This is a genomic window from Caulobacter sp. GW821-FHT12D05, from assembly GCF_058807295.1.
The window spans coordinates 1-13,500 of record NZ_JBXAQO010000003.1 but is presented as its reverse complement, the minus strand read 5'-3'; the positions used below and the strand labels follow the sequence as shown (position 1 = coordinate 13,500).

12 protein-coding genes and 1 tRNA gene are annotated in these 13,500 nt (G+C 69.5%); 11 read left to right on the top strand and 2 right to left on the bottom strand.

Annotation, left to right across the window (positions count from 1 at the left end; translation table 11 throughout):
- The first annotated feature begins 95 nt into the window (after window positions 1-95).
- From AC1RRR_RS12800 to AC1RRR_RS12765, 8 genes are all read left to right on the top strand, one after another.
- The gene (locus AC1RRR_RS12800; protein WP_492813589.1) at window positions 96-1,577 is read left to right on the top strand and encodes a CYTH and CHAD domain-containing protein; all 1,482 of its coding nucleotides are present in this window, start codon (window positions 96-98) and stop codon (window positions 1,575-1,577) included.
- A 99-nt stretch (window positions 1,578-1,676) separates the two neighbouring features.
- Complete coding sequence (locus AC1RRR_RS12795) at window positions 1,677-1,919, top strand: hypothetical protein (RefSeq protein WP_492813587.1); 243 nt, start codon at window positions 1,677-1,679, stop codon at window positions 1,917-1,919.
- Window positions 1,920-1,998: 79 nt separating this feature from the next.
- Window positions 1,999-2,907 (top strand): glucosamine inositolphosphorylceramide transferase family protein, encoded by a 909-nt coding sequence (locus AC1RRR_RS12790; RefSeq protein WP_492813585.1) that lies wholly within the window; start codon window positions 1,999-2,001, stop codon window positions 2,905-2,907.
- A gap of 83 nt (window positions 2,908-2,990) precedes the next feature.
- Entirely contained in the window at window positions 2,991-4,193 is a 1,203-nt protein-coding gene (locus tag AC1RRR_RS12785; protein ID WP_492813584.1) for a CDP-glycerol glycerophosphotransferase family protein, read from the top strand.
- Complete coding sequence (locus AC1RRR_RS12780; RefSeq protein WP_492813582.1) at window positions 4,186-5,505, top strand: lipopolysaccharide biosynthesis protein; 1,320 nt, start codon at window positions 4,186-4,188, stop codon at window positions 5,503-5,505. The genes AC1RRR_RS12785 and AC1RRR_RS12780 overlap by 8 nt, the downstream gene beginning before the upstream one ends.
- Window positions 5,505-6,593 (top strand): glycosyltransferase, encoded by a 1,089-nt coding sequence (locus AC1RRR_RS12775; protein ID WP_492813580.1) that lies wholly within the window; start codon window positions 5,505-5,507, stop codon window positions 6,591-6,593. Before AC1RRR_RS12780 ends, AC1RRR_RS12775 begins: the two co-directional genes overlap by 1 nt.
- A gap of 2 nt (window positions 6,594-6,595) precedes the next feature.
- The gene (locus AC1RRR_RS12770) at window positions 6,596-7,699 is read left to right on the top strand and encodes a glycosyltransferase (RefSeq protein ID WP_492813578.1); all 1,104 of its coding nucleotides are present in this window, start codon (window positions 6,596-6,598) and stop codon (window positions 7,697-7,699) included.
- Between the two features lie 71 nt (window positions 7,700-7,770).
- The gene (locus tag AC1RRR_RS12765; RefSeq protein ID WP_492813577.1) at window positions 7,771-8,337 is read left to right on the top strand and encodes a hypothetical protein; all 567 of its coding nucleotides are present in this window, start codon (window positions 7,771-7,773) and stop codon (window positions 8,335-8,337) included.
- A 79-nt stretch (window positions 8,338-8,416) separates the two neighbouring features.
- Here AC1RRR_RS12765 and pal read toward each other — a convergent pair whose 3' ends face one another.
- Window positions 8,417-8,953, bottom strand: a complete 537-nt coding sequence (gene pal / locus AC1RRR_RS12760; RefSeq protein ID WP_492813575.1) for a peptidoglycan-associated lipoprotein Pal — start codon at window positions 8,951-8,953, stop codon at window positions 8,417-8,419.
- Window positions 8,954-9,195: 242 nt separating this feature from the next.
- Between pal and AC1RRR_RS12755 the strand changes: the two genes are divergently transcribed.
- The 3 genes from AC1RRR_RS12755 to AC1RRR_RS12745 are packed head-to-tail and all read left to right on the top strand — an operon-like array spanning window position 9,196 to window position 13,012.
- Window positions 9,196-10,653, top strand: coding sequence for an ATP-binding protein (locus AC1RRR_RS12755; RefSeq protein WP_492813574.1), 1,458 nt, complete (start codon window positions 9,196-9,198; stop codon window positions 10,651-10,653).
- The gene (locus AC1RRR_RS12750) at window positions 10,650-11,351 is read left to right on the top strand and encodes a response regulator (protein ID WP_492813573.1); all 702 of its coding nucleotides are present in this window, start codon (window positions 10,650-10,652) and stop codon (window positions 11,349-11,351) included. The genes AC1RRR_RS12755 and AC1RRR_RS12750 overlap by 4 nt, the downstream gene beginning before the upstream one ends.
- 29 nt (window positions 11,352-11,380) lie before the next feature.
- Window positions 11,381-13,012, top strand: a complete 1,632-nt coding sequence (locus AC1RRR_RS12745) for a Na+/H+ antiporter (protein ID WP_492813571.1) — start codon at window positions 11,381-11,383, stop codon at window positions 13,010-13,012.
- Between the two features lie 411 nt (window positions 13,013-13,423).
- Here AC1RRR_RS12745 and AC1RRR_RS12740 read toward each other — a convergent pair.
- Window positions 13,424-13,500: transfer RNA gene (locus tag AC1RRR_RS12740), tRNA-Met, on the bottom strand.

Below are 13,500 nucleotides of genomic sequence, written 5' to 3'. Positions count from 1 at the left end.
GCGCACGTTTGGACCCGGACATGACGCTTGGCAAGACTGGGGGCAAGACTTGGGCTAGAGGTGTGCCGCTGGACGGGGCCCGGAGTTCGTAAGCCATGGATCGCGAGATCGAGCTGAAGTTCCTGATCCCGCCCGAAGCGGCGGTTCTGGCCCTGGCCCAGCTGCAGGGCGAGGGCGCGGTGCGCCAGCTGGACGCCACCTATTTCGACACCCCCGACCATGCGCTGCGCAAGGCGGGCTTTGGCCTGCGGGTGCGCGACGGCGAGGGCGGCCGCAAGCAGACCCTGAAATCGGCCTCGGCCGGCGGGGTGTTCTCGCGCGGCGAGTGGGAAGAGAGAATCGCAGGCCCCGGTCCCGATCGCGACGCCCTGGCCCGCACCCCCGCCGCCGCCATGCTGGCCGGCGAGGATCTGGCGCCGGTCTTCACGACCCGCGTCGAGCGGACGGTGCGGATGGTCCGGGTCGGCGAGGCGTTGATCGAAGCGGCGCTCGACCGTGGCGAACTCAGCGCCGACGACCGGCGCGCGCCGGTCTGCGAGCTGGAACTGGAACTGAAATCCGGCGAACCCGGCGCGCTGTTCGACCTGGCCCGGCAGCTCTCGCGCAATGTGCCGCTGCGGTTGTCGTTGATCAGCAAGGCCGAGCGCGGCTATGGCCTCGCCGCCGGCGTCGACGCCCCCGCTCCCCGTCGCCAAGCCGCGACGCTGGAGCCCCGCGCCACGGTCGCCGAGGCGCTGCAGGCGCTGGGGCAAGCGGGCCTCACACACCTCTGCGCGGGCCTTGAGGCCCTGCGCGAACGGCCCGAGCCCGACGCCGTGCACCAGGCCCGCGTGGCGACCCGTCGACTGCGGGCGCTCTTGAAGATCTTCAAGCCTCTAACGCAGGACGAGGCCGCCCACCGCCTCGACGCCGAGCTGGACTGGCTGGCCGGCGAGTTCGACGCCGCCCGCGATCTCGACGTCTTCGTCGGCGAGGTCTGGGAGAAGCAGGTGACTGGCGTGACTTTCACCGGCCGTGACGCCTTCGAGCGCGGACTCAAGGCCGCCCACGCCAACGCCTATCTGCGCATGGAAGCGGCGCTGGAAAGTCCGCGCGCCCGCGACGTTCTGCTCGAGGCCGCGGCCTGGCTGGAAGCCGGCGCCTGGACCCACGATCCGGCGCTGAAGGACGTCCGCAACGGTCGCGCCGATGCGTTCGCCGCGCAGGTTCTCGACCATCGCCGCCAGCAGGTGAAGAAGCGCGCCAAGTCTTTCGCCGACCTCGACGCCCACGCGCGTCACAAGCTGCGCCTGAAGGGCAAGACCCTGCGCTATGCCGCCGAGGATCTCGTGGTCCTCTTCCCGGATCATCCGAAACGCGCCGAGGTTTTCATCGAGGCTTCGAAGGCCGTGCAGGACGTCCTGGGCCAGTTGAACGACCGCCATGTCCGCCAGACCCTGGTCGAAACCGCCGCTCACGGCGACGAAGCCCTGGCTCGCGACGCCGCCCGCGTGGTGCTGGCCGATGACGAAAACGAGCTGCTGAAGACCGCCAGCAAGGCCCTGGACGACTTGCTCGACGCCAAGCCGTTCTGGTGAGACCGGAATCCGAACTACCGCCCATGTTGGCCCACGGAACGGCCGTCGAACCCAGGGCGTTTGGCCCCAGCCGCGACATCGCGGTGTTGGGGTCTTGTCGTGCCGCACCGCTATTCCATCCTGGCCGCCTCGAACGGTTGGCGCCTCTATCTGGGCGATGACGAACTCGTGGGCGTCTTCACGAACCCGGGCCAGGCCGAGCGGCGCGCCCGATTCCTCGCCGCCCGCGCCTCGGTTCGCGGCTTCGACAGCGAGATCCTGGTCTATGGCGTCGACGGGACCTTGCGAGGCCGCTGGCATGCCGAGCGCTTCGAACCCGCGCTGATCCGTCAGGCGGCATGACGATCCGGCCGGATCGGGACCACGGGTCTGGCGGTAAACCAACTTGAAAGTCGCCAGCGCTTTGCGCTAGCGCAGAAGCATGCCTCTTTTTTCGGACATTTGGCGGATCGGTATCCTCGAATCCCCCATCCAGGCGATCGCCCAGAGCGGCGGCCTACACCAGGCCAAGGTCCGCTGGCTCCCGGAAGAGCCGGACTACACATTCCTGGCCGATCCTTTCGGGCTATGGCGCGACGGTCGTCTGCACGTCTTCGCCGAGGGCTACGACTATCGCACGCGCCATGGCTTCATCGACCACCTGGAACTCGACGGCGATTTCCGGCCCGTCGCGCGCAGCACGGTGCTGCGCGAGCCCTGGCACCTTTCCTATCCCATGGTGTTCGAGGCTGAGGGCGAGACCTGGATGGCGCCGGAGGCCTTCCGGTCCGGGACCTTCACCCTGTACCGGGCCAAGCATTTCCCGGACGTCTGGGAGCCGGCCGCGCAGTTCGCCTTCGACACTCCAGCCATCGACCCGACCTTCTTCCAGTGGGAAGGCCGCTGGTGGTGCGCCTATTCGCCGGACGGGTCTCAGCAGGACAAGCAGGGCAAGCTGCACCTGGCCTATGCCGACAGCCTGCTCGGTCCCTGGACCACGCATCCCGGCAATCCCGTGCGGATCGACCTGGCCAGCAGCCGGCCGGGCGGCACGCCGTTCGTGCATGAAGGGCGACTGCATCTGCCGGTCCAGGACTGCACCCGCACCTATGGCGGCGACCTGCGTCTGCTGGTCATCAATGTCCTGACGCCCGACCGTTTCGAGGCCGAGGCCACGCCGGTCCTGGCCCCGCCCCAGGATGCGGGACGCTATACGGGCGGGCGTCACACGCTCAGCGCCTGCGGGCCGGTCACCCTGATCGACGCCAAATGGGTCAAGGTCTCGCCGCGCGGCCTGGCGATGTCCATCGCCCGCAAGCTGCGGGGCCGCGGCGCAACACGTTCCTTATAAGGATTTTATCCGCGACGAGAGGTCGCAACCCGCAGAGCTTAACAGTGGGTAAGGGTCCGCGCGATCGGTGGCGTCACATTGATATGCGGATCTGTTTCCTCTTCAATCACGACCAAGTCCATCAGGTGGCGCACAGCCTGCCGATCGCCCTGGCGATGCTGGACGCCGATCTCGACGCCGAGATCGTCATCGCCACGTCCAATCCCCGGCTGACGGCCGAGGTGACCCGCATCAGCGGCGGACGCCCCGGCCTGCCGATCGTGGAGCTGGGGCTGAACAAGCGCTCCAGCCGACTGCTCAACCACACGCTGGGCGGCCTGCTGCCGGCCGAGAAGCTGCTGTTCTATCGCGACAACCTCGACTTCTTCCGCAAGGTCGACGTGCTGGTGGTCGCCGAGAAGACCTCGCTGATCCTCAAGACCAAGTTCGGCCTGGATCACCTGAAGGTCGTCCACACCCGCCACGGCGCCGGCGACCGAGCCGTCGGCTTCGACCCCGCCAGCGCCCTGTTCGACCACGTGCTGGTCTCGGGTCCCAAGATCCGCGAGCGTCTTGTCAGCGACACCGGTGTGAAGCCCGACGCCATCTCGGTGGTGGGCTACCCGAAATTCGACCTGGCGCCCGCCGCACCGCCGCGTCCGCTGCCCAACGACGGCCGACCGCTGGTGCTCTACAACCCGCACGTTTCGCCGCACCTGTCGTCGTGGTTCACCGCCGGCCGTCAGGTGCTGGACTGGTTCGTCGAGCATCCCGAATATCAACTGATCTTCGCGCCGCACGTCATGCTGTTCGAGCGGCCGTTCACGATCAGCATCGACAAGCTGCGCATCGATCGCCCCGGCAAGCTGGAGCCGCGCCACCTGAACGCGCCCAACATCCACATCGACCTGGGCAGCCGCGCGTCGACGACCATGGCCTACACCCAGGCCGCCGACATCTATCTGGGCGACGCCAGCAGCCAGGTCTACGAGTTCCTGCTGCGCTCGCGGCCGTGCATCTTCCTCAATCCGCAGGGCCATGACTGGCAGGGCGACAAGAACTTCGGCCACTGGAACCTGGGCCGCGTGATCGACGGCGTCGGACAGCTGGGCGACGCGCTGGAGACGGCCTCGTCCGACCACGCCCTGCGCTATGGCCAGGTCCAGCGCGAGCTGTTCGAAAACAGCTTCCACCTGACCGAAGAACCCTCGGCGCGCCGCGCCGCGCGGGCCGTGGCGACCTTCGCCGGCCTGACCGCGCCACTGCTGCAACCCCTGACCGAGATGGCCCGGATCGCCTATGGCTGAGGATCGCGGCGCGCTGCGCGGCATCTTCGGCGATACGCTGCGTCTGCTGAGCGGCAAGGCCGGAGCCGGGGTCGTCAGCCTCGTCTACATCGCCCTGGCGGCCCACGCCCTGGGGCCGACGGACTATGGCGTGCTGGTCCTGGTCCACACCTATGTGCTGGCCGTCGGCGGGGTCATCGAGTTCCCGGGCTGGCACGCGGTCGTGCGCTACGGCGCCCAGGCCCTGCTGGCCGGCGACGAACAGCGCTTGGCGCGCCTGCTGAAATTCGCCGCGCTGCTGGAGCTGGCCTGCGGTCTCGTCGCGGTCGTCGTCGCGGCGCTGCTGGCGCCGTGGATCGGCGCCAAGCTGGGCTGGACGCCGCGCGCCATTGAACTGAGCCTGCCCTATAGCCTCGCAGTGCTGGCCACGGTGCGCGCCACCGCCGCCGGCTACCTGCAGGTGATCGGACGCTTCGACCTTCTGGGCGCCCACAGCCTGGTCCCGGCCCTGGCCCGCCTGATCGGCGCCGTGGTTGCGTGGGCCGGCGGCTGGGGCCTGGTCGGCTTCCTCTGGGCCTGGCTGGCCGCCGCGGTGCTGGAGTGGGCGGTGATGTGGATCATGGCCTTCGCCACCATGCCGCGCTCTTTGCGGGCCCTGGCCGTCCGCACCAGCGCACGCGGCGTTCGAGCCGAGAACCCCGGCCTGCTGCGTTTCATGCTGGGCGCCAATGCCGACGTGACCTTCGCCGAGCTGGCCACACGCATGACCCCGTTGGCCATCGGCTGGCTGGCCGGACCGGCTGCCGCCGGCCTCTTCGCCATCGCCCAGCGCGCCACCGTCGTGATCGCCCAGCCCGCCCAGAGTCTGGGTCAAGCAGCCTATGCCGAGCTGGCCAAGCTGGCGGCCAAGGGCCAGACGGCGCTTGTCATCTCGACCATCGCCCGCGCCAGCGGCGTGACCATGGCCATCGCTATTCCCATCTGCGTGTTGTTCGGTCTGTTCGGCGAGACCTTCGCCAAGCTCATGGGCGGCGACGGCTTCGCCGCGGCCGGCGGGCTGATGCTGTGGCTGGCCATCGCCCGCACCTTGCTGTTGTGCGCCCCGCCCCTCAGCGCCGCCCTGACCGCCCTGGGTCGTCCCAGCCTGTCGGCAGCCATGAATCTGACGGGGAGCCTGGGTCTCGTTGCGATGCTGATGATCGCCCTGCCGCTCTGGGGCGAAGGCGCGGTCGGCCCCTGCGTCGTCGCCCAGGCGCTCCTGACCATGACCCTGCTGGCCGTCGCCCTGGCGACCCAGGCCGCGCCGGCGGCCCGTGCGCCGAAGGCCGCCTGATGCGCATCGCCTATGTCATCAACTCGGTCGAAGGCGGCGGCGCCCAGTCGCCGGTGCCCGCCATCGCCAAGGTGCTCCACGATGAAGGCGCGCAAGTCGTCGTCTTCGCCCTCAGCCGCCGCGACGGTCGAGGTTTGGTCGCCATGGAGGCCGCTGGCCTGGAGGTCCGCGTCTGCGAGGCCGGCGAGAAGCAGCAGCTGACCGCCCTCTCGTGGCTGAACGCCGAGCTGAAAGCCTGGCGGCCGGACGTCGTCTGGACCTCGCTCACCCGCGCCACCTTGATGGGCCAGATCGTCGGCGGTTGGCTGGGCAAGCCGGTGGTCAGCTGGCAGCACGCCGCCTTCCTCAAGCCCGCCAACCGCGCCCTGCTGCGAGCGCGCCGCTCGGCTTCGGCCCTGTGGATCGGCGATTCCGAGAGCGTCACCGCCCTGACCGCCGAGCGGATAGCGCCGGGTCCCGATCGACTGATTTGCTGGCCGATCTTCTCGGTGAAACCCGACGCGCCCCAGGCCATCCCGTGGCGTCCCGGCCAGACCCTGCGACTGGGCGCGCTAGGCCGGTTACATCCGGTGAAGGGCTATGACGTCCTGCTGGACGCCCTGGCCCAGCTGAGGGCGCAAGGCTTCGCGCCGCCCGCTCCCTTCGAGGTGCTGATCGCCGGCGACGGGGCCGAGCTGGAGCGCCTGGAGGCGCAGAAGGCGGCGGCGGGCCTCGACACTGTCCGCTTCCTCGGCTTCTGCCAGGATCCGCCTGAGTTCCTGGCTACGCTGCACCTCTATCTACAGCCCTCGCGCTCGGAGGGCCTGTGCGTCGCCGCCCACGAGGCCATGCAAGCGCGTCTGCCGGTGTTGGCCTCGGCGGTGGGCGAGCTGCCCTACAGCATCAGCCCCGGCGAGACCGGCTTCCTGACCCCGCCCCGCGATCCCACCGCCCTGGCGGCCACGCTGATTGAAGCCCTGTCCGCGCCCGAACGCCTGGAGGCCATGGGCCAGGCCGCCCGCGCGCGCGTCCAGGCCCGCTTCGGCGCAGACCAGTTCGCGGCGCGCGGCGCGGCGATCGTGAGCCGGCTGCGGGCCATGGCCGCCTGAAGATGAGGATCCTTGTCGTCCTGCACGACCTGCCGCTCGGCGGCACCGAGCGTGTCGCCCTGCGTCTGGCCGACGCCTGGGCCAAGGCGGGTCATGCCGTAACCCTGCTTTGCGGCTCAGCGACCGGCGCCCAGGCTGCCCTGGTCTCCGAACGGGTCGAGCTCGTCGAGTGCGTCCCGCCGATCCCGCGCGGCTTCGGGTCGCGGATCCACCTGGGTCGCGCTGTCGCGCGTCATCTGCGCCACCAGCCCGCCGATGTTCTGTTTGTACCCGGAAACTTCCACTGGTCGATCAGTCGCTCCGTGGCCCAGATCCTCGGCGCCCGCCGGCCGACCATCGTCGCCCAAGTGAGCTCTCCGATCTTCAAGCACGGCCGCAGCGGCCTGAAACAATGGACCTTCGAGGTCGGCGCCCGCCGCCGCCTGCGCAATGCCGATGCGATCGTGACGCTGTCGCCCCAGACCTTGCCGGAGGTCGACGCCCTGCTCGGCCGCCGCATCGCCACGGCGATCCCCCTGCCCGCGCTCGACGACGAGGTCAGTCCGGCCCAGGCTGCTTCGGGTAAGCTGATCGTCGCGGCGGGCCGCCTGGCGCCTGAGAAGGGCTATGACGTTGCGCTGAAGGCCTTCGCCCAGGTTCGCGATCTTGAGGCGCGACTGGCCTTCGTAGGCGACGGCCCGTTGCGGGATGACTTGGAGGCGCTGGCGACCAGCCTCGGTATCCGCGATCGCGTCGAATTCGTCGGCTACCAACCAGATATCCGTCCCTGGCTCGATCGCGCTCGCCTGCTTCTGCTGAGCTCCTGGCACGAAGGCTTTGGCGCGGTCATCGTAGAGAGCCTGGGACGGGGTCGCCCCGTGGTCGCCACGAACTGCACGCCGGCGGTCAAGGACCTGCTGAGCGCCCCGGCGTTCGGCGCCGTCGCCGCGCCCGGCGATATTCAGGGACTGGCCACGGCGCTGGACGCGCAACTTAGCGCCCCGTCGCCAGATCCGCTGCGCCTTATCGAAGCCGTCCAAGACTATCGGATTTCATCCGTCGCCTCATCCTATCTCAAGCTCTTTCAATCCAAGACTGCTGAAAGACAACCTCAAGCATCAGTATAAGTTCGTTATACTTGCCGAAGAACAGTGATCGGCGCTGGCTTGTCTTCGAGATCATTCCCGAAAGGCACGCCATGAGCGCCCATCGTTTCCTCGTTTCCGCCCTGTCGCTGGGCCTGCTGGCGACGTTCGCGCCCAGCGGCGCCCTGGCTCAGCAAACCCCGGCCGTCACCGCCGCGTCGCTGCAACAGCAGATCGCCGCCGCCGCCCAAGGCGCGGCCAGCCAGCCCGGCTTCGCCCGCCTGAGCAAGGCTCAAAAACTGGCGGCCATTCAGGCGGCCGTGGCCGCGGCCCTGGCCAAGAGCGGCGCGACGCTGGAGCAGATCTCGGCGGCGCTGATCCAGGCCGTGGCCTCCAACATCATCAGCGCGGGCGTGGCGATCTCGGTCGCCTCGTCGGTCTCGTCAGACCTCGCCCAGCAGGTCGCGACCGCCCCGACCATTCAGGCTCAACTGCGGGCGGAAGGTCAGAGCGCCAACGTGACCACGGCCTCTACCGACGGCGGGGCCGGCGTCAGCGTCCTGGTCAATCTGCAGGGCGCGACCGCATCCGGCGGCGGCGCGGCGGCCGCCACGACGACCACGACACCGGCGCCCTACGATCCTTGCGCGGGCGTGGTCGCTGCCTATTGCGGCGGCTAATGGCTGACCAAAGGACCGGCCGGAGCCATGGGCTCCGGCCGGCGACGGCGGCGATGGGCTGTCGCCGCCGGAGGACGCATCAACGCGGCGCCAGATCCACCACCACGGTGCCGGCGTTGCGGTTACGGGACCAGGCGGCGTCGCTGGCGCCGGCGTCGATCGGACGCTCCTTGCCGTACGACACGGTCTGGATGCGGGCGCTGGAAACGCCTTGGGCGACCAGGAAGTCACGGGCGCTGGACGCGCGGCGAGCGCCCAGCGCGAAGTTGTATTCGCGCGTGCCGCGTTCGTCGCAGTTGCCGGCGACCAGCACGCGCACGTCCGGATGGCTGGCCAGCCACTGGGCCTGGGCGGCCAGGACCTGGCGGGCCTCGCCGCTCAGATCGTAGCTGTCGAGCGCGAAGAACACTCGATCGCCAGCGCTAGCCGCCAGCTGTTCCTGCAGGCTGCGGTAGGCCGGGTTCTGGTCGAGCGCCGGCGGCGCGTAGGGATCGCTGGCCGGAGGCGGCGGAGCTTCGGCGACGGGTGCGACCGGCGCGGGCTTGGGTTTGGACGCGCAGGCCGACAGGCCCAGAACGACAGCGAGGGTCAGGGGAACGGAAATCAAACGAGACATGGCGCATCCGACGGTCAAAGATCGCCGCCATGCAGCCGGTCCGCCGTGCCAAGCTCAAGCATAAGAACCTTATAACGCCCTGGCCATAACGGGCCCATAATTGCCGCGGCCGACCGGGATCGACATGGTGTCGCTCCCGCAACGCGCCGGGCGCGCGTCGGTCGACCCCCTAGTGTGTTCTTGCCTCGCGCAAGGCGCATGACCCTGCCCCCCGACCGGCGCGCGAGTAGCTTTCCAGGGTGATGATGGCGCAGACGATCCCCGTTCCGCTGACTTTGGCCGCACGCCGCCTGCGCCCCTACGGCGCGGCGCTGCTCTACACGCTGTGCGCCACCGGCGTGTCCGAGCTGCTTTATCGTCTGTTCGATACGACCCGGTTGTCGATGGTGTTCCTGGCCGGCGTGCTGCTGACCGCGGTCACCCAGGGCGCCTCTCCCGGCTACTTCGCCGCCTTTTTGGCCTTCGCGATCTACAACGTCTATCTGGTCGAGCCCCGCTTCACCTTCACCTTCGCCTCGACCGAGGACGTGCTGGTGCTGCTGACCTTCCTGGCGGTGGCCATGCTGACCGGGGGGCTGACGGGCCGCCTACGCGACGAGGCCCGGCGCAACAGCATCCGAGCCCGCGCCACCGCCGCCCTGTTCGAGACCAGCCGCCAGCTCTCCTCCGCCGAGGACGAGATGGCCATCCGCCTGCTGGTGGTCGAGCAGATGGCCGCGGCCGCCAAGGGCGAGGCGGCCATGGTCGATCGCGCCATGGTCTGGAGTTCCCCGCGCACCGAGGAGACGCTGTCGGCGCCGCCCGAACCGCCGGACTTCAGCCAGCCGGGCTGGTGGGTTCGCGATCTGGTCGCCGACGGCGCCGAGCTGGGCGTCGTGGCCTGGCGTGGCGCCGAGGGTGTGCCGGACGCCGACAGCGAGCGGCTGATCCAGGTCCTGGCCGACCTGGGCGCGGCCGCCATCCAGCGCGCCCGCGTTTCGGCCGCCCGATCAGAGGTCGCCGCCGCGGCCCGGACCGAACAGCTGCGCGACGCCCTGCTCTCGTCGATCTCGCACGACCTGCGCACACCGCTGGCGGCGATCCTGGCCTCGGCCAGCAGCCTCAAGGCGTTCGGCGGCCAGTTCCCCGAGGACGTCCGCGATGACCTGGTCACCACGATCGAGGAAGAGGCCGAGCGCCTGAACCGCTTCGTAGCCAACCTCCTGAGCATGACCAAGCTGGAGTCCGGCGCCCTGGTCCTGGAGAGCCAGAAGTTCTCGGCCGCCGAAGTGGTCAATCGCGCCGCCGATCGCCTGGCCCGCCAGGGCTGCGTGGTCGAGCGGACCATCGAGGACCAGGCGATGGTCGAGGGCGATCCGGTCCTACTGGACCAGGCGCTGGGCAATGTCCTGGAGAACGCCGCGCGTTACGGCCACGACGACAGGCCGATCGCCGTGCGCGTCCGCGCCCTGGACGACACCGTGCTGATCGAGGTCGCCGACGAAGGCCCCGGCGTTCCCGAAGCCGACCAGGCGCGGATCTTCGAGAAGTTCTATCGCTCGCCGGCCTCGGCCAAGGCCAGCCAGGGCACGGGCCTTGGCCTGTCCATCGCCCGCGGCCTCGTCGAGGCGATGGGCGGCTCGATCCGGGCCGCCGGGCGTTCGGACGACCGCACGGGCCTCGTCGTCAGCCTGATACTCCCCAGAAAGCGCGCCGCATGACCCAGCCCCTCGCCCAGGTCCTGCTCGTCGATGACGAACCGCAATTGGTGCGTGCCCTGACGCCGGCGCTGAAGGCGGCCGGCTATGCGGTGTCGGTCGCCGACAGCGGCCAGGCGGCCCTCGCGCATCTGGCGGCCGAGGGCTGCGACGCCGTCATCCTGGACCTGGGCCTGCCCGACATAGATGGCAAGGCGGTGATCGGCCGGATCCGCGAGTGGTCCGAGGTGCCGATCGTCGTGCTGTCGGCCCGCGACATCGAGCATGAGAAGATCGCCGCCCTGGACCTGGGCGCCGACGACTTCGTCAACAAGCCCTTCGGCATCGGCGAGCTGCTGGCCCGCCTGCGCGCGGCGATGCGCGGTCGTGAGCGCCGGTTCTCGGCCCGGGCCCGCTTCAAGAGCGGCGACCTGGAGATCAACTTCGCCGACCGCCACGTCTTCGTGCTGGGCGAGGAGGTTCGGCTGACGCCGCGCGAATACGACCTGCTGCGCAGCCTGGCCCGCTATGCCGGACGCGTGGTCACCCATCGCCAGCTGATGACCGCTGTCTGGGGTCCGGACGCCCAGGTCGACGCCCAGTTCGTGCGCGTCCTGGTCGGTCAGGTTCGCCAGAAGCTGGAGGAGGAACCGGCCTCCCCGCGCCTGCTGCTGACCGAGCCGGGCCTGGGCTATCGCCTGGCCCCCGAGGATGAGCCCTAGACGTTCAGCAGGAACATTTCGAGGACCGCATGCAGACTGTCGAAATCGTCCTGGCGCTCCTGGCCGCCGTCGTGTTGAGCGGCGCCGCGGCGCGCTTCCTGCCCCTGGCCGTGCCCGCGCCGCTGGTGCAGATCGGCCTGGGCGCGTTGATCGCTTTGGTGACCAAGGCCCCGGTGGCCCTGGATCCGCAGCTGTTCTTCCTGCTGTTCCTGCCGCCGCTGCTGTTCCTGGACGGCTGGCGCATTCCCAAGGACGACTTCTTCCGCGACTTGCCGATCATCCTGGAGATGGCCCTGGGCCTGGTGGTGCTGACCGTCGTCGGTGCGGGCCTGTTCATCCACTGGATGATCCCCGCCATGCCGGTGGCCGTCGCCTTCGCCCTGGCTGCCGTGATCTCGCCGACCGACCCGATCGCGGTCTCGGCCATCGCCCAGCGGGTGCCGATTCCCAAGCGCCTGATGCACATCCTGGAGGGGGAGTCGCTGCTGAACGACGCTTCGGGCCTGGTCTGCCTGCGCTTCGCCATCGCCGCCGCCCTCACCGGGACCTTCGTGCTGAAGGACGCGGTGCTGACCTTCGCGTGGGTCGCCATCGCCGGCGTCGCGATCGGCGTCCTGACCACCCTGGTCGTCACCACCCTGAACGCCTGGCTGTCGCGCCGCAGCGCCGAGGACGCCGGCCCCCAGACCCTGGTCAGCCTGCTGATCCCTTTCGCGGCCTATCTGCTGGCTGAAAAGGTCCATGCGTCGGGCATCCTGGCCGCCGTCGCGGCGGGCGTGGCGATGAGCTTCTCCGAGGCCGCCCGCCAGACCGTCGCGGCGACCCGCGTTCGTCGCAACATGGTCTGGGACACCCTGCAGTTCACCGCCAACGGCGTGATCTTCGTGCTGCTGGGCGAGCAGCTGCCCTCCATCCTGGCCGGCGCGGTCGAGACTGTTCATACGACCGGTCACCATGACGCCTGGTGGCTGGGCGTCTATGTCGTGGCGATCACCCTGGGCCTGGGGATCTTACGTTTCGCCTGGGTGTGGGGCTCGCTGAAGCTGACCCTGTTGCGCGCCCGCCGACGCGGCGAGGAGCGGGCCAGCCCGGACTGGAAGATCATCGCCGCCACCGCCTGCGCCGGCGCGCGCGGCGCCATCACCCTGGCCGGCGTCCTGACTCTGCCGCTCGCCACCGCCGCCGGCGCGCCCTTTCCCGCCCGCGACCTGGCCATCTTCCTGGCCGCGGGGGTGATCATCCTGTCGCTGATCATCTCCAGCGTGGCCCTGCCGCTGCTGCTGAAGAACCTGCAGCTGCCGCCCGATACGGACAGCCAGGAGCAGGCCGAGCAGGCTCGCACGACCTTGGCCAACGCCGCGATCCTGGCGGTCGAGCAGCTGATGACCGCCTCGGCCCACGCCGCCGATCACGACTTCCAGGCCGCCACAGCGCGTGTCGCCGACGTCTATCGCGACCGCCTCGACGCCCTGGCGCAGTCAGGCGAGGTGGCGATCGCCGCCAAGCGTAGTCTGGCGTTCGAGCGTGACATCCGCCTGGCGGCCTTGGAAGCCGAGCGTGACGCGCTTCGCGGGCTGGCCCGTCGCCGCTCGGTCAATGACAGGGTCCATGCACGCCTGACCCGCGACCTGGATCTGGCCGAGGCTCGAGCGCGCAGTTAGGGCGCCAACAGTGACCAGGGCTAAGCGCTGGTGCTCATGCTCGCCAGAGGCGCCAGGGATATCTTGAAGACCGACGATTGGGACGGCTCTGCGCCACACACTGACCGCTGTGTGCAGGGCTAAACAGGCGGAGCTCGAAGAGAAACGCGCCGGGATCGAAACACCGTCGGCGGTGGCGATCCATCCGGGTGCGGTGGCGACCTACGACGCGCTGACGCGGCGTTTGGCCAAAGTGATGCAGGGTTCTGAGGGGGAGGGGGTGCGCAGGGCGCTGCGCGAGGATCGAAGGCATGGAGGGCATCCCGCTTCAGGGGATGTGCCGTTTCGATCTAAATGCGCGCGGCAAAATCGCCGCGCTCCTGACGATGTCAGGGGCGTTGAAGAGCAACGCTAGAATGTCTGGGGATACGCTGGGTGCGGGGACAGGATTTGAACCTGTGACCTTCAGGTTATGAGCCTGACGAGCTACCGGGCTGCTCCACCCCGCG

Bases quoted from the DNA above. Each gene is read 5' to 3' on its own strand.
- AC1RRR_RS12750 (WP_492813573.1), top strand. From the start codon at position 10,650: ATGACCCAGCCCCTCGCCCAGGTCCTGCTCGTCGATGACGAACCGCAA.
- AC1RRR_RS12755 (WP_492813574.1), top strand. From the start codon at position 9,196: ATGATGGCGCAGACGATCCCCGTTCCGCTGACTTTGGCCGCACGCCGC.
- AC1RRR_RS12780 (WP_492813582.1), top strand. From the start codon at position 4,186: ATGGCTGAGGATCGCGGCGCGCTGCGCGGCATCTTCGGCGATACGCTG.
- AC1RRR_RS12790 (WP_492813585.1), top strand. From the start codon at position 1,999: ATGCCTCTTTTTTCGGACATTTGGCGGATCGGTATCCTCGAATCCCCC.
- AC1RRR_RS12745 (WP_492813571.1), top strand. From the start codon at position 11,381: ATGCAGACTGTCGAAATCGTCCTGGCGCTCCTGGCCGCCGTCGTGTTG.
- pal (WP_492813575.1), bottom strand. From the start codon at position 8,953: ATGTCTCGTTTGATTTCCGTTCCCCTGACCCTCGCTGTCGTTCTGGGC.
- AC1RRR_RS12800 (WP_492813589.1), top strand. From the start codon at position 96: ATGGATCGCGAGATCGAGCTGAAGTTCCTGATCCCGCCCGAAGCGGCG.
- AC1RRR_RS12765 (WP_492813577.1), top strand. From the start codon at position 7,771: ATGAGCGCCCATCGTTTCCTCGTTTCCGCCCTGTCGCTGGGCCTGCTG.
- AC1RRR_RS12775 (WP_492813580.1), top strand. From the start codon at position 5,505: ATGCGCATCGCCTATGTCATCAACTCGGTCGAAGGCGGCGGCGCCCAG.
- AC1RRR_RS12785 (WP_492813584.1), top strand. From the start codon at position 2,991: ATGCGGATCTGTTTCCTCTTCAATCACGACCAAGTCCATCAGGTGGCG.
- AC1RRR_RS12770 (WP_492813578.1), top strand. From the start codon at position 6,596: ATGAGGATCCTTGTCGTCCTGCACGACCTGCCGCTCGGCGGCACCGAG.